Below are 21,163 nucleotides of genomic sequence, written 5' to 3' on the forward strand. Positions count from 1 at the left end.
ATTCAGAGGTAATTTGGCGTTGTATTTTTGGTAAATTGGTAAGACCAATTTATTCAATCACAATAATAACTGCAAGTGTTTTCTGCGATGTCGGTCGTGATTCCTGCGGCCGGGCTACTGACGCAGTGCACCTGGCATCCGTATAGGTGGAATCCTCATGACCCTTTCCCTGTCGTCACGGCGGCGCAGCTATCCATCCCGACCATCGCGGGTGTACCTGATGGGCACGTGTCTGGTCGACAGTTTTTTCCCCCAGGCGGGGATGGACGCGATTGCGGTTTTACAGAGCCAGGGCGTTGAGGTGGTGTTTCCACAAGCACAAACCTGTTGCGGCCAGCCAGCCTGGAATTCCGGTTACGAAAACGAAGCCCGCGCCGTTGCCCGGCGTCAGCTGTTAGCTTTTGCAGAGGACATTCCCGTTGTAGTGATGATGGGATCTTGTGCCGGTATGGTGCATCTGGAGTACCCGGCGCTGTTTCGTGGCCAGCCGGAAGCGCCGCAGGCGGTGGCGTTGGCAGCACGTACTTATGAGTTCTCCGAATTTCTGATTAACGTTCTCGATATTCAGTTTGAGTCTCGTGGTATTACCAACCTAACGGAGCAACGAGTGGCACTGCACACCTCTTGCTCGTCGCGGCGGGGCATGGGAGTGGCGGCCGAGCACCGGGAACTGGTCGGCCGTCTGCCGGGTGTTCAGGTGGTGGAGCCGGCGCGGGTTACCGAATGTTGTGGTTTTGGCGGCACTTTTGCGGTGAAGCAGGCGGAGATTTCGGCAGCGATGGCACACGACAAGGCCATGGCGATGTCAGCCACAGCGGCTGATGTGATTACCAGTGCTGATTGCGGCTGTCTGATGAATATTGGCGGCACGCTGGATGTACTGGCGGCCGAGGGCAAGGCCCGCGCCATGCCGACACGCCACCTGGCAACGCTGGTACGAGCATCCCTGGATCAGACCGGAGGTGAAGCATGAATTCGTCAACCTCAGCGTTTATTGAATTAAAAACCCTGGTTGATCAGGAAGAACACGAGTTTGCCGATATGCAGGCGCGCCACTTCAAGGCTCGCGCCAGCATGGCACTAAAAAACGAGACCCTGCGGGCCAGTTTTCGGGGAGCCAGTGACTTTCTGATGGGCAAACGTCAGAGTGTCTTTCCAGATGCGGTCGAACTGGAAGCCTTGCGTGATCGGGGTGAAGCCGCCCGCCAGCGCAGTCTGGCGAAGCTGCCGGATTTACTCGAACAACTGGAAACCAACCTGGTTGCCAACGGTATTCAGGTGCACTGGGCCGATACTGCCGAGCAGGCCAATCAAATCATCCATGGCATTCTTGATGCCAATCAGGCCGATACCGTGGTGAAGGGCAAATCCATGGTCAGCGAAGAGATTGAGCTGAACCACTATCTGGAAGCCCGAGGGATCGAATGTCTGGAAAGTGATATGGGCGAGTATCTGGTACAGCTGGCCAAAGAAGCGCCATCCCACATCGTGATGCCGGTGATTCATAAAAACAAACAGCAAATCGCCCAGCTGATGCACAGTCGCGCCACGACCCCTGAAGGTGACCCGGTACCTTACAGCGAAGAGGTGGATGATCTGATCGGTAATGCCCGCGCCATTCTGCGGGAGAAATTCCGTCATGCTGATGCCGGTATCTCTGGCGTCAATATGGCGATTGCGGAAACCGGTACCTTGTTACTGATAGAGAACGAAGGTAATGGCCGTATGTGCACGACCGTGCCACCGCTACATATTGCCGTGACGGGCATTGAAAAAGTGGTGCAAAGTCTCAGTGATGTACCGGAGTTACTTACCCTGTTACCGCGCTCTGCCACCGGCCAGCTGATTACCACCTACGTTAATATGATCTCTGGCCCGCGCCAGACGGACGAACTGGATGGCCCGGAGCAGGTGCATCTGGTGCTGGTGGATAACGGTCGTTCGAAAATATTCAACCACCCGGATCTGAAATCGACCCTGCAATGTATTCGCTGTGGTGCCTGTATGAACCATTGCCCGGTGTATGCCCGGATTGGCGGTCATGCCTACGGCTCGACCTATCCTGGCCCGATTGGTCAGGTGGTGACACCCCAGCTGGGTTCGGCTGGCGGCTTGGCGGTTCATGGAGACATGATCAACGCTTGCTCGCTTAATGGTGCCTGTGGCGAGGCTTGCCCGGTACGTATCCCGTTGCCAGATCTGATTCGTGATCTGCGGGCTGAGGCAGTGGCACCACTGAGTCGTCAGCAAAATGGCCAGACGCATGTGGAAGGAACCGGCAGCAAGCGTACGCTGGCCGAAAGTCTGATCTGGCAAGGCTGGAGTCTGGTGCACAAGGTGCCCTGGTTGTACCGGCTGACGACCAGGCTAATGACCCGTGGCCGCAAGCTGATGCCCGCCAGACTGGCCCCCTGGACGAACACTCGTTCGATGCCAAAACCTGCAGCCTACAGCCTGCATGAATTGGCCCGCAAGGCGGGTATTGCCGCGCAAGCATCTCCGGTAGCCAATAGCAGAGAGAATAGCAATGAACAGTAAAACCCGAATTCTCGAGCGCTTGCGCCAAGGGCAAGCGCAACAGGCGACGGCGGTTAACCACGGCGACTTGCCCGCCATGCCGCGCTTGCCGGAAACCGCCTGGAAAGCCCGTTTCATCGAATTGATGACGGCCAATCACGCCCAGGTAATTGAATGCAACAGGGCCAACTGGATTGGGCAACTGGTTGAACTGCTGCAGCAAAAACGGTTGGATCAGCTCTGCCTGGGCCAAAGCCCCGCTAATCTGGAACTGGCCGACGCGCTGGCCAGCCGCCTGCCGGAACTCCGTCTGTCGCGCTTTGACCAGGCGCTGGAAGCGTACGCAGATAGTCGTATGCGAGTGCGATTGTTCACCGAGATGTCGGCCGGTTTCAGTCGTGCCACTGCGGCACTGGCGGAAACCGGCACGCTGGTGGTGGCCACCGGCGCAGAGGAGCCAAGAACCTTGTCGCTGGTGCCGCCGCTGAGCATCATTCTGCTGCATCAAGCCGATCTGGTATCCGGCTTTGCCGAACTGATCGAGCAGCCACGCTGGCAGGGTAAGCTGCCAACCAACCTGTTGCTGATTTCCGGGCCCAGTAAAACCGCCGATATTCAGCAAACCCTGGCTTATGGCGCCCATGGGCCAAAAGAGCTGGTGGTGCTGTTAGTGGATGAATGCGTGCAGGATGAATGCGTGCAGGATGAATGCGCCAGCGACTGAGCTGATGAACACAACTGATTTTGCGGCGGTACCGCCAAGCCGGTGTCGTCAGGGATAAGCAATGAAACCCGAATATAGAAATTTTCTGAAGCAACTGGGGCAGGTGATTGAGTCTGATCGAATCATCACCGATGCGCTGCGGACGCTGGCGCTGGGAACCGATGCCAGCTTCTATCGGTTGATACCGCAGGCCGTCGTGATGGTGAATACAGAAGCCGAGGTGGTGCAACTGTTGTTATTGGCTGGCCAGCACAAGGTACACGTCACTTTTCGCGCGGCAGGCACCAGTCTGTCTGGTCAGGCCGTCACAGATGGTATTTTGGTTCGTCTGGCACCAACCTGGAATGGTATTGACGTGTTGGAGAACGGTGACAAACTGCGGCTGCAACCTGGCGTTATCGGTGCCCATGCCAATCGTAAACTGGCACCGTTCCAACGCAAGATTGGCCCGGATCCGGCATCCATCAATGCCTGTAAAATTGGCGGTATTGTTGCCAATAACGCCTCTGGCATGTGCTGTGGCACAGCCCAGAATAGCTATCAGACCATCGACTCAATGCGGTTGGTGTTGGCCGATGGCACGATCCTGGATACCGCCGACCCGGCGTCGCGACAGGCATTTGTAAAACGCCAGCCCGAGATGATCGCCACACTGGCCTCGCTGCGTGACGAGGTGGCTGCCAATCAGGAATTGACCGCCCGTATCCGCAAAAAATTCTCAATTAAGAACACCACTGGCTACAGCCTTAATGCCCTGGTTGATTTTCAGGACCCGATCGACATCCTGATGCACTTGATGGTCGGTTCGGAAGGCACGCTGGGATTTGTCTCAGAAGTGGTCTATCGCACGGTAGAAGAACATGCGTTCAAGGCGTCGGCCTTATTGATGTTTGCCGATATCGAACGCACCAGTCGTGCAGTCACCGCGTTGGCCAGCGCTCCGGTAGCGGCGGTGGAACTGATGGATCGCGCCAGTTTACGCTGTGTGGAAGACAAACCAGGCATGCCCGATTATCTGGCTGCACTGGCTAACGACGTTGCCTGTTTACTGGTGGAGGTTCGTGGCACCAGCCAGCAAGAACTCGACCAGCGTCTGGCCGCCGTGACCGCAGTGCTGGCTGAATTTGATACCTTGCATGGTAACGCCTTTACCATCGATGCAGACATCTGTCAGCGCTACTGGAATATTCGCAAGGGGTTGTTTCCGGCCGTCGGCGCGGTGCGGGAAAAAGGCACCACAGTGATCATCGAAGACGTCGCCTTTCCGGTCGAATCCCTGGCCCCCGCAGTGCTGGAATTACAGCAGCTGTTCAGCAAATACCACTACGACGAAGCGATTATTTTTGGCCATGCTCTGGCCGGAAACCTGCATTTTGTGTTTACCCAGAATTTTACCGACGCTGCTGAAATTCAGCGTTATGCCGATTTTATGGACGAAGTCTGTGTGCTGGTGGTTGGTCGTTACGATGGTTCGCTCAAGGCCGAGCATGGCACCGGGCGCAACATGGCACCCTTTGTGGAACTGGAGTGGGGGGCACAGGCGTATGAGCTGATGTGGCGTATCAAGGCGGCGTTTGACCCGGCTGGTATCCTCAACCCGGAAGTGATTCTGACCCGCAATCTGCGTACTCATATCGAACACCTGAAACCGATACCGGAAGCCCACGACCTGATCGACCGCTGTATTGAATGCGGTTTTTGTGAACCGGTGTGCCCGTCGAAAAACCTCACACTGACGCCTCGGCAACGGATTGTGGTGATGCGTGAGCTGAGTCGGCTGGAGCGACAGCACGCCAACTTGCATCGCTCTGATGAGTACGAACAATTACTCAGTGACTACCAGTATCAAGGCATTGATACCTGTGCTGCGGATGGCTTGTGCAGTCTGGCCTGCCCGGTGGACATCAATACCGGCGACCTCAGTCGTTTTTTGCGCAGCGAGCGTAACGCCCGTTATGGCGGCCGGGCGGACTGGGTTGCCGGACACTTTGAGCTGGTTGCCAACGGCACGCGTGCCGGTTTGAAAATGCTGGATCTGACCCGTGCGGTGATTGGGGATTCCGCACTGGCAGGTATCAGCAAGGTGGCCAACAAACTGACCTTCGATGCGCTGCCACAATGGCATGATGCCATGCCGCAAGCCAGCGGTAGCGCCCGGCCGCTGGCGCCGACACCGGAAGTGGCCGGAGTCGGGGTAGATCTGGTGTATTTTCCGAGTTGTGCCAGCCGGAATATGGGGTCGGCAAAGCAGGACGATGACCAGCGCAGTTTGCAGCAGGTAACGCTGGATCTGGCAAAAAAAGCCGGTCTCACAGTGACCCAGCTGGCCGATCAACAGGCGTTTTGTTGCGGTATGCCACTGGAGAGCAAGGGCATGTTTGAGCAGGCAGATGCCATGCGGGAACAGCTGAACCAGGCGTTGCTGGTGGCCAGTGATATGGGCCGTATTCCAGTATTGATCGATACCAGCCCTTGCGTATTTCGTATGAGCCAGCAACTGGATAAGCGTATTCAGCTGCTCGATCCGGTGCATTTTGCCAATCGGTATCTGGTGCCGAAACTGGCTATCACACCCGTGGATGACGCAGTTGCCGTGCATGTCACCTGTTCAACCACCAAGCAGGGGTTAGGCACTGAACTGATCAAACTGGCAAAGCAGTGCTCCACCCGAGTCGTGGTGCCGGAAGACATTAGCTGCTGCGGCTTTGCTGGCGACAAGGGGTTTGTTTTGCCAGAGCTGAACGCCTCGGCGCTGGCGTCGCTGCGAGGCCAGGTCAAGGACTGCAAGGAAGGCATTTCAACCAGTCGCACCTGCGAGATTGGCCTGGCGCGGCATGGCGAAATCCCTTATCACTCGCTGTTCTACTTGCTCGATCGGGTGAGTAAAAGTAAGCCTGTTGCCGCACACTCTATTCGTCTGGACACCCTGTCTCAGGATTAATCCATCGTCTGTTTGTTCTCCAGAGTACTGCTGCAATCTGGCAGCGGTACTTGCTCGCTTGCAAGCATCCACATCCCGGTAGTTCTGACAGAAACAGGTATTGTGCTGTTGGGCGTTTTCATTGGAAGAGATGTGGCGGCAATGGTCGTGGGTTGCCATGATTAATAATGCATATTTGATCTAACCAGGATTTTTTTAGCACGGTTTGTATATTGTCATGCCAAGTGGCCTTCGTTTTCTATACTCAAAAAAAAACCGATGGCCCCTATATATGAACAAGGATTCTCTGTTGGACATTAATCGCGTCAAGGCGGGTGCATTTGACGTTCTGCTGGAAGATTCACCGCTAGGTCTGGCCGTTCTGGATCGTGATCAGCGTTACCTCTGCATTAACGAAACCCTGACCAACTTTAACGGCCTCGCTGCTGACCGCCATATTGGCGCCAGTGTCAGCGAAGTACTGCCCAAGCTGGCGCCAGTGATTGTGCCCATGCTGGATGAGGTGCTGGCAACGGGTAAACGGTTTTGTAACTTTGAAGTCAAGGGCGAAACACCATCGTTGTCAGGCAAGGACTCCCGCTGGCTCGGTTCCTATTTACCTATATTCGCCAATAACGATGCGACAACGGAAGTGATTGGCGTACTGGTCGTGGCGGAAAACATGACCATGACGCGGCAGCTTGAACGAACCAGAGAAGCCGCCAATGTCCTGGTGCGGAGGATGCTCGACAGCCTGTTTGCCTTTGTCGGTATTCTCTCTACTGATGGGGTGGTGCTGGATTCCAATCGCTCACCGCTGGAAGCTGCTGGCATTACCCTGGATGACGTGGTGGGGAAGCCATACTGGGATTGTTTCTGGTGGAATTATGACGAAAATGTCCAGCAGCAGATGAAGCAGACAATCGCACGGGCGGCTGCCGGAGAAACGGTGCGTTATGATGTCGTGGTACGGATGATCAACGATACCCGTATGACCATCGACTTTATGATGTCACCGCTGCTGGACGAGCAAGGCAGGGTCACACATCTGATTTCTTCAGCGATCGACGTCTCGGCGCGGGTCGCCAGCGAAGACAAACTCAAATTCAGCGAAGAACGTTTTCGACGGGTCGTCGACAGTACCGCTGATGGTCTGGTACTGGTGGATAGCGAAGGTAAAATCAACCTCGCTAACCGGCGGGCGGCAGAAATGTTTGGATACAGTGTGGAAGAACTGCTGTCACTGGATGTCGAGGCGCTGATTCCGGCAGAACAGGCTAAGCGCCACGTGCATTTGCGCGCCAGCTATCGTCGCTTGCCGGAGGCACGCACCATGGCCTCACGACGTGAACTGTTTGCGGTGCGCAAGGATGGCTCAATGTTCCCTGTGGAGGTAGGGCTGACACCGCTGACATTCAGAAATGGGCCAAGGACACTGGCCACGGTGATGGACATCTCGGTGCAAAAATCGATTCAGGAAGATCTGATACGGGCGCTGGATGAAAAAACCTCATTGCTTAACGAAGTACATCATCGGGTTAAAAATAACCTCCAGGTAGTGTCCAGTCTGCTCAGTCTGCAAACCCGCAAAGTGCCAGAAGACATGCGCCGCTACTTTGTCGAAAGCCAGGGGCGGATTCAGGCAATGGCGCTGATTCACCAACTGCTCTACGAACAGAAACACTTCGACCAGGTCGATGTTGTGGCTTACGCCAATCGGCTGATTGATTTGCTGAAACGCAGTTATCTGTCAGAGCTGCAGGGCATTCAGTTGCAGGTGTATTCGAATCCGGAACAGATTCATATTTCTTTGGGGGTTGCCCAGCCGTTTGGACTCTACATCAACGAGTTGGTGACCAATTGCATCAAGCATGCGTTTGTTGATCGCACGAGTGGTGCCATCGCGATTGGCTTCTCTTCTGGACAATCTGGAGTGTCGGTGACCGTGCATGACGACGGGGTCGGTATTCCTGTCGGGATAGATCCAGCAAGCAGTCCGACCTTGGGCTTTCAATTGATACACGGGTTAGTGGCTCAGATGAATGGCTCGATTCTTCTTGAAGACGTGCCAGGCACTTGCTTTCGACTTGAATTACCGAGTGAAGAAGTGACAGCAGGAATGGAAAAATGAAGCCACAGCGTATCCTGATTGTTGAAGATGAACGTATTACCGCGCTGGACTTGCGCATGACTCTGATCGACCTGGGTCACGATGCCATTGCGATTGCCAGTAGTGGCGAAGAGGCGCTGGAGTTGGTAGCACAGCAGCGACCCGACTTGGTGTTAATGGATATTCATCTGGCGGGCAATTTGTTGGGCACGGAAGCCGCCTTGCTGATACACGAACAGTTTGGCACTCCGGTGGTGTTCCTGACGGCTTATACCGACAGCGAGACGATGAGCCGTGCCATTGCCAGCTTGCCTTATGGCTATCTGGTCAAGCCGTTTGAACGACGTGAAATTGACGCGGCAATCCAGGTGGCTGTTGCCCGCTATCTGGCCGATGAGGAAATCCGGATTTCTGCGGAACGCTTACATCTGGCGCTGGAAACAGCCCATATGAAAGTGTGGGAGTGGCACCCGGAATTGTCTCAGGCCTTGGCGGAGCCAGAGGCCCGGTCAGACAAGCACGGATACCGCATGAATATTGAAGAATTGCTCTCCGTCGTACACCCCGATGATCTGGACAATTTCCGGGTACAGCTGGGACTAAAAAGTCGCTTGTCGCAGTTGCTGCGGTTGGCAGCTTCGGTGGGAGGGGAATACCGCTGGACTCGCTTGCTGGCCAGTGTGGTCAGAGGACCTGACCAAGAGTTGTTTATGATCGGTATTCTCCATGATGTGCATGAAGAGTACCTGGCCCAGGCGCTGTTGAATCAGGCCAATGTGGTGTTTCAGTCATCCTCCGAAGGCTTGCTGGTGACCGACGCTGACTTTAACGTCCTGAGAATGAATCCGGCCTTTACAAAAATGACCGGCTTTGGCGACGATCTGCTGGGGCAGCAGCCAGGGCCACTGATTTACGCGCGGCGTCATCATGACCGGATGCCGGTCGATGCCTTGCCAAAACGGCAGGACTGGAGTGGTGAAATCGCCTGTCGGCGCAAAAATGGCGATATCTTCCCCGCTTGGGAGCACATCAGCTCAGTACTGGATGAACAAGGCCAGGTGACAGGCTATATCATTAATATTGCGGATATTTCTGAATTACGGCGAGCTGAGCAGGGCATCATCCGCATGGCCTTTGTCGACTCTCTGACCGGTTTGGGTAATCGGGTACGGCTGGAACGATTACTTGAACAACGGGTTCGGGAGCGAAAACCCGATGAGCGACTCGGTTTACTCTATCTGGATCTTGATGGCTTCAAACGGGTTAACGATACACTGGGTCATGCCGAAGGTGACAAGCTGCTGCAAACGGTCGCCCAGCGGTTGGTGGGGGTGTTGCGTGAAGAAGATCTTGTAGCACGTATGGGCGGGGATGAATTTGTCATCATGCTGTGCGGCGACAGCAGCCAGCAGTCGTTACAGACGGTAGCTGGTAAGGTTTTAAGTGCTGTGGCGGAGCCAGTCACCCTGAGCCGTGAGCGGGTGCACATCAGTGCCAGTGCCGGTCTGGTGTTGTCGACAGACTCCCAGCGCACAGCGGAGGAGCTGTTAAGGGCCGCAGATACGGCCATGTTCGAAGCCAAAAAACTGGGTAAGAATCGTTACTGCTTTTATGATTTCGCCATGGATCAGGAATATCGGCAACGCCTTAAAATAGAAACGGATCTGCGTCAGGCCTTGCAACAGAACCAGTTTCTGATTGGGTATCAGCCGTTGTTGTCGGCCAGCGATGGGCGGGTGTGTGGGGCCGAAGCTCTATTACGTTGGGAGCATCCAGAACTGGGCTTGTTGTTGCCGGATCGCTTTATTCCTGCGGCAGAGCAAAGTGAGCTGATCATTGAAATAGGCATCTGGGTGCTGGAAGAGTGTTGTCGCACACTGGCGCAGTGGCATGCAACCGGTCTCAGGGGAATGCGTCTGTCGGTCAATATATCGTCACGACAAATGGCAGATGACCAGTTTCCAGATATCGTTGCCGATATGCTCAGGCGTTACCAATTGCCAGCAGACCAGCTGGAATTGGAAATGACCGAAACCGCCTTGCAAACCAGTGCGCCATTATTGCCACAGCTTGAACGTATCCGCCGACTGGGAGTGCATCTGGCCATTGATGATTTTGGTACTGGTTATTCATCGCTTGGGCGCTTGAAAGATTTGCCCTTTGATCGAGTCAAGATTGATCGCAGCTTTGTCCGGGACTTGCCCGGTAATCCCAATGATGTCGAAATCTGCAAGGCAATCATGGCCTTGTGTCGGGTACTGCATCTGGATGTGACAGCCGAAGGCGTGGAAACACTGGATCAGAAGGAGATGCTCCGGGAAATGGGGTGTGAATGCCTGCAAGGGTTTCTTTACAGTCCTGCCTTACCGCTGGACGAGTTTTTACATTGGCAGGATGCTCGCCAACTGGATGGCAGGGAGGTCATTCCAATGAGTGCTCAGGGCCTTTAAAGCAGGTGATTTACCCGACCCGTTATGGTGCACAAAAGTGCCGGTAGCGGGTGATTCGGGTAACACTTTCTTGCCGGGAATACTTGTTTATTCAGTGTGTTTGGCAGCTACTCAAATAGCCTTGAAATTCACTATAAATGTCACACATTCCCGTTGTAGATGCTGTATGGTGGCGCCAAAAGGTCGTCACGCAGCAGGAGATTATTATGAGCAATTTAACAGAGTATGGTCAGGGTATTGTTAATGACTTGGGTAGTCGGTATGGACTGTCCAGTGACGCGGTAATTTGCATGATTCAGGCTGTTATTAACGGTAACGGCACCATGGCGCAATTTTATTGCCCGGAACTGGGCGGTGGTGGCCAATGGATGCGTGGCGGCATGACCATGGTTGGCGATATGTTTAACAATGGGTTGAAAAATACGGTCAACAATCTGTGCAGTGAAATCGCGTCGATTCTTGCCGGTGGCCAGATGATATTTCAAGCGCCAGCTGCCAGTGCATCCGGGAAGGGTGGTTTTCAGTCCAACAACTGGTGGCCGTCAGAGCTGGGTAGCCCCTCATCGTCGGGTGCTCAAAATAATATTCGTTACGCTATTTTCCCGCATTGTCATCGATTGGCGCTCGACTCCAATGGACAAGTCAGTGTTTACGATACCCAGCAACACCAGATTGGTGGTGTTAGCCAGCAGCAGGGTGGTGGTAGTTCGCTAACGTTCAGCAGCCAGTTTGGTACAGTGTATCTGACCAGTCTGCCGATTGTTTCTGGTCATAATCCTTTTCTTGACCAATCCTCTGCTTCTTCACCAGCGTCCAATACCAGTAATCGTGCGCCAGAACCCGTTCAGTCGGCACCGGCACAACCGCAAAACAATGGCGGCAATCGTGATGATGTCTTTGCTGCGATCGAAAAACTCGCCAGCCTGAGAGATATGGGGATTTTGTCAGAGCAGGAATTTTCCAACAAAAAATCCGAGCTGCTGCAGCGCCTTTAATCAATCATCGGTGGATGAGCATTTATTGATAAGGCTGTAATAAACGCTGTCATCGTCGTTGTAACAATTTTCGTTGTAACCGTTGTAACAAGAGTAGCGCCACGACATATTGGCGCTACTCTAATATCCGTCGCAAATTTCCATGCCTGCGCAGCCTGAGTTAATCGCATCAGGTAATTCCACGTTATCATTCATCAATGTGAAAAGGCCGACACCTTTTTATCAAGAATTCCATTAATATAATTGCCTGAATTATTTTGGAGCTGCCATGAACCTTGTCTGGATTGCACTGTTATTGTCGTGCCTGATGGGGTCTCAGGTGATTGCTCAGGTCTACCAATGGGTCGACAGTGATGGCCGCAGCCACTTTTCTGATCGTGCTCCTTCCGGACGTAATACCGAAAACCCGGCAGAACAGGCTTTTGTCAGCCAGAGCAAGCATCCTGCCTCCCACTCGTCGATTGTTCTGGAAGGTATCTCCAGTCGCGATTATCTGCATTTACGCAAGTTGTTGCGGGCACGCCAGTTTGGTGTGCTGAATGACCGCCTGGAGCAATATCAGCGGACGCTGGATGAGGATATCCGTTCTGAGTCGCACTTGGCAGCTGTCTATCAAGTGTTCGATTTGGGTAAACCCGGCATGGAACATTACTTCAATGACTGGGTGCGCACCTATGCCAGCCTGGAGTATCCGTATCTTGCCCGTGCCACCTACCTGACCGGGCTGGGTTGGGATATTTACCACCAGTCAACTGCCAATCGCTCGCCTGAACAAACTGACGCCATGCGGCGCTATTTTTATGCCTCCCTGACCGATATTGATGCCGCTTTGCGAGTGAATCCGCGTTCGGGACTGGCCTACAGTTTACTGATCGGTGCGGCGGTGGCCCTGGGAGATGATTCCCAGCATCAGGTTTACCTGCAGCATGCGCTGGAGGTTGTGCCTGAATCGCTGCTGGTAGCACGAACAGAACTGAGTTTTCTAACACCCCGCTGGGGTGGTTCGAAAGCCAGAATGCAGGCCTTTGCCAACAGGATTATGGTGAATAAGGCCAGTAATCCGGCACTGGCGATATTGCCCGGATATGTACAGGCCTTACTGGCTGAGGCCCAGCTTGGGCGTCGCCAGTATGTAGCGGCGGAAGCTGGATTCAGCCGCGCCCTGGCTTATGGCAATGTTGCCGGTTTTTATCGTCAGCGCGCAGAAGCGCGGTTGGCATTGAAAGACTATCCTGAGGCACTGGATGATTTTGCTCAGGCGCTGCAACTGCATTCTGCCGATGCCGACAGTTATCTGGGTCGCGCACAGATCTATGGTGATTTGCGGCAATATCGTAATGCGGCGGCAGAACTGGCTTATGCCACGGAAATTGATCCAGAATCAGCCAAACTTCGTCTTTATCGTACCCAGCTGGTCACTAGTCTGACTGGCTTGGGCTTACGCGCCCGAGAGAGTGGTCATCCAGATGAGTCTCTGGACTATCTTGGCAAAGCCTTGATGCTGGATCCTGCGGATGGTCCGGCCAGTTATCAGCGGGCAGTCACCTGGCTGGGAATGGGAAAACTGGCCAATGCCGAAAGTGATGCGGAGGTGGCGCTGGCATCACCCAATGCCAGTCCCGAGTGGTTTGTACTGATGGATAATCTGCTTACCCGCCGGCAGCGTTGGGACGACATGGTGGCCCTCTGGGATGGTTACATCTCCCGTTTTGGTGAAACCCAGGATGCCTTGCTGGCACGGGCCAATGCCTATTTTGCCAAGCAGGAATACCAGGCGGCGATGGCTGATGCCAGTAAGGCCGCAGAATTGGGTGCCCCCACCGCCGCCGGTCTGATCAGCAAGGTTGAGCCTTTTCTCGATAAACCCTGATATGTCCAGATATGCCCAAATAGTAGCTCTGACTATTTCAAGATGATTTTGCCAAACGCCGGGCCAGTGCCGCTTTGGTCAACGCGGTTGCCTCGGCACTGAGCGGGTCTTCCGGCCAGGGGTGCTTGGGGTAACGGCCACGCATTTCCTTGCGCACCTCGGCATAACCATGACGCCAAAAATGGGGTAGATCCTGAGTCACCTGCAGAGGTTTTTGGCCCGGTGATAATAGCTGGATTTTCAGCGCCAGACGCCCTGACAGTACCGCAGGCTGTTGCGGGTAACCGAACATTTCCTGCAGTTTGACCGCCAGTACTGGCGGTGTCTCCGTGTAATCAATACGAATACGGGAGCCACTGGCAACCTGCCAATGGGTCGGAGCCAGTTGTTCCAGCTGTTGTTGTTGCGGCCAGTCGAGCAGGCTGGTCAGCAGGGTCACCAAATTGAGTTGCTGCAGTTGCCGTTCATTACGACAGCCATCCAGATAGGGTAACAGCCAGTCATCCAGACGTGCGAGCAAGCCCTGGTCGGAGACATCCGGCCAGCCTCCCGTAGTGCTCTGGCACTGGTCATGATTGTGCAAAAGTAATAGCCGCTGCCGTAACTGTGTGGCTTCCGCATTCCAGTTGAGGCTGGCCAGCCGCTGCTGAACCTTGACTGCGGAGCTGGCCGCCGAATTAAAATAGTCACGCCAGACCTGTTGCCATTGTTGGCTGCCGAGCGTGTCCAGCTTGCGACGACGCCAAATCAATTCACCAATCCGACTTTGTTCTTCCGCCAGTAAGTTGCCTTGTGACTGCCATTGCACCACCGTGTGCTGTGACAGCCAATGCGGATTGGCTGCCAGAGTGGCCGCCAGTTCAGACTCATCAATGGCAATGGCGAGACGAATCAGATGGTTGCCCGCGCCCGACAGATCCAGAATCACCAGCCAAGGGCTGCCGATCAGGTCGGAATTCGGGTGCAGTTCCGCACCGCTGCCGCTGGCCATCAGATAGCGTAAGGCATTGTGGGTATTGCCAGTGCCTGGTGCACTGCTGTTGGAGCGGCAGCGGGCCAATCGTTCAGGGAAGGCCAGCAAGGCCCAGCGAGCCAATGCCACCGGTGCGCCACTGGTAGCTCGGGTTGTGCCGACGGGCAAGCACTTGAGCCAGCGCTGAGCCAGAGGGGCGACCCGTTGTTGCCACAACGGCGTCGAACGGCTGGCATTCCACAGTCGCTCGACATCGTCACTGCGGCGCTGCTGGTGGGGCCATTGCTGTAATAACGCGATCAATTCCGCAGCCGGGCGAGCTTGCCCTTGTTGTTGGGCTGCCACCAGGGCGGAGGCCCAACGGGGTTCAATACCGAGACGGGCGCATTGTTGGCCATGCTCAGACAGGACGTTACTGTCGGGGGATGAGAGGTAACCCAGACCATGAAGCAGACTGCGGGCCTGATTGAGTGCCGCCGTTGGAGGCGAATCGAGCCAGAGTAACTCATCGACCTCGGCGCCCCATAACAACAGTTCCAGTAACAGCGGTGCCAGATCGGCATTCAGCAGCTCCGCTTCAATATGGGGTGGGCGCTGCTGGTGCGTGCTTTCCGGCCATAGCCGGTAACAATGGCCAGACTGCTGCCGACCCGCGCGCCCCATGCGTTGGGTCGCGGATGCCTGGCTGATCGGGCGGGTTTTTAATTCACTGAGACCGTTGGTCGGGCTGAACTCCATACGTCGTTCAAGGCCACTGTCAACCACGCAGGTGACGCCGTTAAGGGTTAATGAGCTTTCGGCAATATTGGTGGCCAGTATTATTTTGCGCTGGCCTGCGGGCAAATCTGCCAGGGCCTGTTTTTGTTGCTGCTCACTGAGCTGTCCATGCAGTGGCAGTATTTGAATCGGCATTACCTTAAGGGAATCCAGGGAATCGTTCTGTGGGTAACGTCGTTCCAGTTCATCGCCGAGACGCCGGATGTCGGCCACGCCGGGCAAAAACACCAGCAGGTGGCCGTCACTGCGTCGCAGTGCTTCATGAATCACCCGGCTGGCATGCTGGCTGAGTGACTCGTTGGCCGATTGTGGTGGCCGGTAATCCAGCGTTACCGGAAAGCCCTGGCCAGGGCAGTGGAGCAGGGGTGCTTGCAGCCGCTGCGACAGCTCATCGGTGTCCAGCGTGGCTGACATGATTAGCAGTTTCAGATCTGGTCGTAGCAGCTGCTGGCATTGATGCGCCAGTGCCAGTGCCAGATCGCTATTCAGGTGCCGCTCATGGAATTCGTCAAAAATGACCAGGCCAACGCCTGCCAATTCGGGATCGTCTTGCAGCATCCGAGTCAGAATACCCTCGGTCACAATCAATATCCGGGTACGGGCAGATTCCTTGCTGTCGAGCCGAACCCGGTAGCCTACCTGTTCGCCTGCGGCTTCTCCCAGCTGGCTGGCCATAAACACAGCGGCATTGCGGGCGGCCAGACGACGAGGTTCGAGCATGATAATCTGCTGTCCGGCGAGCCAGGGTGCTGCTCGCAGCGCTAGCGGTACGCGGGTTGTTTTACCGGCACCGGGTTCAGCAGTCAGCAGTAAGGTCTGGTGGGTTGCCAGTTGTGCCGTAATGCTGGCAAGCTGAGTATCGACAGGAAATGCGGGTCGGCAAGGATTCATTGGTATAATTATGGGTCTATAGCTAGCATTGAAGTATATACCGGTCAGGAGGTAAGCCGTTATGGCAAACGACACTGTGGTGGATTTTGCGTCAGCCAGCGAAAAACATCGTCATGAGCGTTCCCACCGTGACAAGGAAGCCAGGGTGGAATCGATCCGTGAACGTTTTGAACAGGCGTTACCGAATCGTAAAACACCGGTTAAGGATTATTTACGTAAAAAGCGAGCAAAGAAAAAGCGCTGAGCAAAGGCTTCACTCGGCTTCTTATTTGAATTGTTGAGCCCGCTATCCGTTATATTGCCTCATTTATTGTCCCTTTACTGACTGGAGTTACCCTTGAGTTCGTCAGAAACCACGACCCATTTGCCGATTCAGCATCAGCTGGATGCCCGCGGCCTGTTTTGCCCGGAACCCGTCATGCTGCTGCACAATCTGGTTAACGATGCCGCATTGGGGGATTGTATCGAGGTACTGGCAACAGATCCTTCGACGCGCCGGGATTTCACCCGTTTTTGCGGTTTTCTGGAACAGGAAATGCTGTTGCAGGAAGAGCTTGATGGGGTTTACCGGTTTGTGATTCGCAAGCGTTCAGACACGGTTTAACGAACTCTTTCCGCCGACTGCCGCTTTGGTGGCAACCAACGATCCGCTCAAGGTGCCGGTTTCAGGCGGATAATCTTGCCATCGGCATCATCGGTTACCAGATACAGCAGGCCATCCGGTCCTTGTACTACGTCGCGTATACGCTGATCCAGGTCGGGAATGTTGATCCGTTCTTCGGCGACCACCTTGTTACCTTCCAGCTCCAGCCTGACCAGTTGGTGGAATTTTAAGGAGCCGACAAACAGGTCGCCTTGCCATTCAGGAAAGGCCGATCCGGTATAAAAGGCCATGCCGGATGGCGCGATCGAAGGCACCCAGTAATACAATGGCTGATCCATGCCGTCCTTGTGTGTTCCCTCGCCAATGCTGCCACCAATGTATTCCTCACCATAGGTGATTACTGGCCAGCCATAGTTGTGTCCGGGTTTGATCAGGTTGATTTCATCGCCGCCTTTGGGGCCGTGTTCGTGTATCCAGAGTTCACCGGTGGCCGGGTTGATGGCGGCGCCCTGAGGATTGCGGTGGCCATAACTCCAGATTTCCGGCATTGCCCCTCGTTGGCCAACAAAGGGGTTGTCATGGGGTACGGTACCGTCGGCTTTCAGTCGTATGACCTTGCCGAGGTGGTTCTCCAGGTTTTGGGCATCGTTGCGCGGAAAAAAGCGCTCGCCGAGCGTGATATAGAGGTAACCCTGTTGGTCAAATACCAGACGTGAGCCAAAGTGGGCGCGTGACAGATACTTCGGGGCTTGCCGGAACAGTAATTGTTGCCGCGTCAGTCGGTAGCTGCGGTTGCCATTGTCGATGAGTTTGGCGCGCATCACGGCGGTCGAATTGGTCAGCAGGTCGCCCGCTTCGGCGTAGCTGAAATAGACCCAGTCATCATGCCAGGCGACATCCAGCAACCCCCCCTGACCTCCGGTCCAGATGTCGGGTAAACCGGTAATGGGCGGGCTGAGCAAAAACGGTGAGTCGTCGTTCAGGTAGGCGTGGCTGGCGATACGCAGGCGACCGGGACGTTCGGTAATCAGCAGTTTGTCGTTGTTAATAAAGGCGACGGCCCAGGGGTTTTCCAACCCGGAAATAACCACTTCAGGAATGAAGTTACCCTGTTGGGAATGTACGGCTGTGAGTGAAGACAGAGGATGTAAAACCGGTTTTCCTGCCGGGCTGGCCATGGCTATGGCGCTGCTGGAAAGACTGCAAGTCAGCCAGCACAGCAGGGTCGCGGCCATCAATGAATGAGCAACAGACATGCCATACCCTCCCTGTCATTGTGCCGTGCGTTGACGAATAAGCCTGGCTAATGGGGATAACAGGCACGGGACAGCGCCGTGGCCGATTATATTTCAGGCAGGTCAAACAGTAGCTGATTCTTGTGTTCCGAGTAAATCGATTCTGCTGCGGATCCGCAAGCAGGGGATGAACGGTTATTGGCTGGCATTCCCTGAACTGACCAGGGAATGCCATTTTCCAGCGCTTATTCGAAGTGGAAAACCCCTAATCCAGACTCGCTTTTAATGCCTGAATAAACCGTTGTTGCTGGGATGCGCTGGCAGGCGTTTCGAGCCATTCAAGTACCAGTGTGCGACGTTCATCGGTGTGTCCGATACTCTGCCCCATCGCTTGTGCCAGGCGTTGCACTTGCAGCTGCATGCGCCGACCCTGATCGTCAGCCGGAGATTCCAGCCCGCCAATGACTTCCATCCGAATACACAGGTCGCGGGCGGCCTCGGTGTCGACAGAAACGGAAGTTTCCTGATCCATTTGCCAACGTTGTTCAAACGCGGCCAATGGGTAAGCAGCCGGCAGCTGTTCGGCCTCGTGCCAGAGTGTTTCATTGTGATCGGCCAGCGCTTGTAATCGATCCAGCAAACCCTGCCAGCGTTGACGTTCAGCGGCCTGGCTCTGGGCAGTCTGGCGGTCGTCCAGTTGAGCGGAAACGTCCGTCAGTTGCTTGCGCAGCCGCTGATGGGCGGAGCGGGGCAGTTCGATGGCTGCAAACTGTTGTTCGTACTGACTGAGCTGTTCGAGTGCATCTGCAGCTGGCAATGCACTGGCGGGTAATTCCGTTGCCAGATTAACCAGCACCTCTGCTTCTGTTACCCGGCCATTCAATTCGGCCTTGCGTTCGGTACGCTGTTCATCAAGGCGGGCAAAAACCGCATCACATTGGCTGCGGAACTGGCGCCAGTATTTCTGATCGGGTGCTCGTGGAGTAATACCGATCTCTTTCCACTGCTGCTGCAACTCTTTGACGCGATCCACGACATCGACCAGATCATCCGCTTCTGCCAGTGCTGCGGCGTCTTCAACCAGGGCGGATTTGGCCGCCAGGTTGCGGTCGTATTCGGCCTTGAGGTGACTGTAAACGGCGTCACAAATGTCACGGAAGCGTTCCTGGGTATCCTTGTGGGCTGCCCGATCAACCGGCGAATAGCTACGAAAGACTTCCCGAGCGGTTTCCAGGGTTTTCTGCACCACTTTCCAGTCGGCGTTATCCCAGTCGAGATGGGCTTCGTAGTGACGTAATTCGTCGATCAGCTGATTACGTAATTCAACGTTGGTTTCCCGTTGCCGTGCAACGTCGGCAAACCAGGCCCGGCATGGTTCGAAAGCCTTGTCGCCAGCGGCCTGAAAACGATCCCATAATTCCTTGTCTGGTTGTGAGGAATTGAGTGTTTTCCACTCATCCTGCAGTACCTGGATTTTGTCGGCCAGTACATCGGGGCTGATATCGGCGTCGACCAGGGCTTCCATCGACTCGCACAGGGCTTCTTTTTTCGGCGTGGTGACAAAACCTTGCCAGTCACGCATTTCATTCAGCCGCGCCGCCAGAGACTTGATGCGGTTCTGGAAGGCATGGGCAGCCTTGCTGTCAATCTGGCGCAGGCTCTGGTGAACCTGACCATAGAGCTTGCTGGCGTCTTTCAGGTGACCGTCGTCGATGTGCTGTTCAAGCGTGTCGAGCTGGCGTTGCAGTGCATCAGTACGGGCTGTTTGCTGGTTTTCCAGATTGGCCAGCTGGGCTTCTGCCAGCTGACGCTTGCCAGACAGGGCCGCCAGCCATTCCGGTTGTTCCAGATGGGCTGGCCATTTCAGCTGGGCTTGCCATTTTTTGCCGCCCTGGATCACCTGTTGCAAGCCGCGCATATCGGCAGGAAGATCTTTCTCCAGCCATTGTGCCAGCTCAGTCTGTTTGGCGTTGACTTGTTCCAGAGTGGCTTGCAAGGCGAGCGCTTGTTGCATGGTATTTTCGAACTGTCGCTGGGCGTCGGCGGCGGCTTTTTGCTCTGCCTGAGTTGCACGCCAGCGCTCATCAAGCGTCAGTAATTGCTGTTTCAGTTGTTCCGGATCGGCACTGGCCGGTGCTGCTGTCAGGGCATCGTCGAGCTCAGTAATCAGCTGTTGCTGTGCCGCCAGAGCTTCTGTACGGCGTTGTTGCTGTTCTGCCAGACGCTGTTCTTCAGCGTCGTGTTGTTCAAGAATCAGGGCGGCCTTGACCAGTTCTGCTGCCAGTGCTTGGCGCTGGCTTGTGGTCAGGCTGTCGTCCAGCTCCTGTTGCTGGCGCTGCAATACCTGCAGGCGGCCGTTAAAATCGGGGCCATAGCCAACCCGATTCAGATAAGCGGCCTGATCCAACACATGAGTAATCTGTTGTTCTCGGGCTGCGATGGCTTCCTGATTCGCTTTGGCGGCAGCCAGTCGCTCCTTGCACAGTCGATAGACGGCCTTGTCTTTGGCCTGGGCAAATTCCAGCAATTGCTGTAACAGCGCCCGTTGGTCGATACCTTCGGCAGCGGCCAGACGCACTTTGGCGACCGGGTGGTCTCGGGCAATCGACAGACGTTCGTGCTGATCGGAAATTCGCGCAATGGCGTCGAGGCGCAGCTGCTGGTCTCGGGTCAATCCGGCGATACGCACCAGCGTGGCACTGTGAGTGATGCTGTTGATGTTTGCCGAGGCGGGCAACAGCAGGGTCAGCCAGTGTTCGCGGGCGGCATCACGAACATCCTGATGGTTGTGGCCCAACAGGCTTTCCAACAGGGCTTCATCACGAATACGTATCACCGCAGCCTTGCGAAGTTCGGCTTCAGGCTCCGTGTCGATAAAATTGGTGAGTTGTTCGGCGGCCATCTCGGCCAGTGCCTGGCGTCGAACATCCGGATTGGCGTGTTGCCATTTTGGTTTCAGAAACTTCTTGAATAAAGACATCGAGCTGATCCGTCCAACCTGCACAAAGGAAAAAAGCGTGGCCATTGTACAGTGCACGGCATATTAGGGAAGTCCGTCACGGTTTGAATCGTACCGTCGGTTTGTCTCGGGCGTTAT

General features: G+C 55.1%; 13 protein-coding genes. 10 read left to right on the plus strand and 3 right to left on the minus strand.

Annotation, left to right across the window (positions count from 1 at the left end):
* Positions 1-157: 157 nt before the first annotated feature.
* The 8 genes from SOJ49_RS07460 to SOJ49_RS07495 all read left to right on the plus strand — a co-directional run bounded on the left by SOJ49_RS07460 (position 158) and on the right by SOJ49_RS07495 (position 13,586).
* Positions 158-973, plus strand: a complete 816-nt coding sequence (locus SOJ49_RS07460) for a (Fe-S)-binding protein (RefSeq protein WP_369857603.1) — start codon at positions 158-160, stop codon at positions 971-973.
* Entirely contained in the window at positions 970-2,538 is a 1,569-nt protein-coding gene (locus tag SOJ49_RS07465; protein WP_369857604.1) for a LutB/LldF family L-lactate oxidation iron-sulfur protein, read from the plus strand. Before SOJ49_RS07460 ends, SOJ49_RS07465 begins: the two co-directional genes overlap by 4 nt.
* Positions 2,528-3,241: a lactate utilization protein C gene (locus SOJ49_RS07470; RefSeq protein WP_369857605.1), complete on the plus strand. Its 714-nt coding sequence runs from the start codon at positions 2,528-2,530 to the stop codon at positions 3,239-3,241. Before SOJ49_RS07465 ends, SOJ49_RS07470 begins: the two co-directional genes overlap by 11 nt.
* A gap of 61 nt (positions 3,242-3,302) precedes the next feature.
* Positions 3,303-6,182, plus strand: coding sequence for an FAD-binding and (Fe-S)-binding domain-containing protein (locus SOJ49_RS07475; protein WP_369857606.1), 2,880 nt, complete (start codon positions 3,303-3,305; stop codon positions 6,180-6,182).
* A 271-nt stretch (positions 6,183-6,453) separates the two neighbouring features.
* Positions 6,454-8,292, plus strand: coding sequence for a PAS domain S-box protein (locus tag SOJ49_RS07480; RefSeq protein ID WP_369857607.1), 1,839 nt, complete (start codon positions 6,454-6,456; stop codon positions 8,290-8,292).
* Complete coding sequence (locus SOJ49_RS07485) at positions 8,289-10,721, plus strand: EAL domain-containing protein (RefSeq protein WP_369857608.1); 2,433 nt, start codon at positions 8,289-8,291, stop codon at positions 10,719-10,721. The genes SOJ49_RS07480 and SOJ49_RS07485 overlap by 4 nt, the downstream gene beginning before the upstream one ends.
* 206 nt (positions 10,722-10,927) lie before the next feature.
* Positions 10,928-11,716, plus strand: coding sequence for an SHOCT domain-containing protein (locus SOJ49_RS07490; protein WP_369857609.1), 789 nt, complete (start codon positions 10,928-10,930; stop codon positions 11,714-11,716).
* 268 nt (positions 11,717-11,984) lie between these two features.
* Positions 11,985-13,586 carry a DUF4124 domain-containing protein gene (locus SOJ49_RS07495; protein WP_369857610.1) on the plus strand — a complete coding sequence of 534 codons (1,602 nt, stop codon included), beginning with the start codon at positions 11,985-11,987 and terminating at the stop codon, positions 13,584-13,586.
* A gap of 37 nt (positions 13,587-13,623) precedes the next feature.
* Here the strand turns inward: SOJ49_RS07495 and hrpB are convergent, their stop codons facing one another.
* Complete coding sequence (gene hrpB / locus SOJ49_RS07500; protein ID WP_369857611.1) at positions 13,624-16,227, minus strand: ATP-dependent helicase HrpB; 2,604 nt, start codon at positions 16,225-16,227, stop codon at positions 13,624-13,626.
* A 61-nt stretch (positions 16,228-16,288) separates the two neighbouring features.
* Between hrpB and SOJ49_RS07505 the strand changes: the two genes are divergently transcribed.
* Both SOJ49_RS07505 and SOJ49_RS07510 read left to right on the plus strand, forming a co-directional pair.
* On the plus strand, positions 16,289-16,471 hold the full coding sequence (locus SOJ49_RS07505; RefSeq protein WP_369857612.1) for a tRNA (uracil-5-)-methyltransferase: 183 nt from the start codon (positions 16,289-16,291) through the stop codon (positions 16,469-16,471).
* A 174-nt stretch (positions 16,472-16,645) separates the two neighbouring features.
* Positions 16,646-16,831: a sulfurtransferase TusA family protein gene (locus tag SOJ49_RS07510; RefSeq protein ID WP_369858049.1), complete on the plus strand. Its 186-nt coding sequence runs from the start codon at positions 16,646-16,648 to the stop codon at positions 16,829-16,831.
* Between the two features lie 47 nt (positions 16,832-16,878).
* Here the strand turns inward: SOJ49_RS07510 and SOJ49_RS07515 are convergent, their stop codons facing one another.
* Together SOJ49_RS07515 and SOJ49_RS07520 are read right to left on the minus strand one after the other, a co-directional pair.
* Positions 16,879-18,087 carry a PQQ-dependent sugar dehydrogenase gene (locus tag SOJ49_RS07515; RefSeq protein ID WP_369857613.1) on the minus strand — a complete coding sequence of 403 codons (1,209 nt, stop codon included), beginning with the start codon at positions 18,085-18,087 and terminating at the stop codon, positions 16,879-16,881.
* 244 nt (positions 18,088-18,331) lie between these two features.
* Entirely contained in the window at positions 18,332-21,046 is a 2,715-nt protein-coding gene (locus SOJ49_RS07520; protein WP_369857614.1) for a DUF349 domain-containing protein, read from the minus strand.
* Positions 21,047-21,163: the final 117 nt, after the last annotated feature.

Source organism: Candidatus Thalassolituus haligoni, from assembly GCF_041222825.1.
GTDB lineage: Bacteria > Pseudomonadota > Gammaproteobacteria > Pseudomonadales > Oceanobacteraceae > Oceanobacter > Oceanobacter antarcticus.

Coding starts and splice junctions, on each gene's coding strand:
- SOJ49_RS07520 (WP_369857614.1), bottom strand. CDS start 21,046: ATGTCTTTATTCAAGAAGTTTCTGAAACCAAAATGGCAACACGCCAAT.
- SOJ49_RS07505 (WP_369857612.1), top strand. CDS start 16,289: ATGGCAAACGACACTGTGGTGGATTTTGCGTCAGCCAGCGAAAAACAT.
- SOJ49_RS07460 (WP_369857603.1), top strand. CDS start 158: ATGACCCTTTCCCTGTCGTCACGGCGGCGCAGCTATCCATCCCGACCA.
- SOJ49_RS07480 (WP_369857607.1), top strand. CDS start 6,454: ATGAACAAGGATTCTCTGTTGGACATTAATCGCGTCAAGGCGGGTGCA.
- SOJ49_RS07495 (WP_369857610.1), top strand. CDS start 11,985: ATGAACCTTGTCTGGATTGCACTGTTATTGTCGTGCCTGATGGGGTCT.
- SOJ49_RS07485 (WP_369857608.1), top strand. CDS start 8,289: ATGAAGCCACAGCGTATCCTGATTGTTGAAGATGAACGTATTACCGCG.
- SOJ49_RS07470 (WP_369857605.1), top strand. CDS start 2,528: ATGAACAGTAAAACCCGAATTCTCGAGCGCTTGCGCCAAGGGCAAGCG.
- hrpB (WP_369857611.1), bottom strand. CDS start 16,227: ATGAATCCTTGCCGACCCGCATTTCCTGTCGATACTCAGCTTGCCAGC.
- SOJ49_RS07465 (WP_369857604.1), top strand. CDS start 970: ATGAATTCGTCAACCTCAGCGTTTATTGAATTAAAAACCCTGGTTGAT.
- SOJ49_RS07515 (WP_369857613.1), bottom strand. CDS start 18,087: ATGTCTGTTGCTCATTCATTGATGGCCGCGACCCTGCTGTGCTGGCTG.
- SOJ49_RS07490 (WP_369857609.1), top strand. CDS start 10,928: ATGAGCAATTTAACAGAGTATGGTCAGGGTATTGTTAATGACTTGGGT.
- SOJ49_RS07475 (WP_369857606.1), top strand. CDS start 3,303: ATGAAACCCGAATATAGAAATTTTCTGAAGCAACTGGGGCAGGTGATT.
- SOJ49_RS07510 (WP_369858049.1), top strand. CDS start 16,646: ATGCTGCTGCACAATCTGGTTAACGATGCCGCATTGGGGGATTGTATC.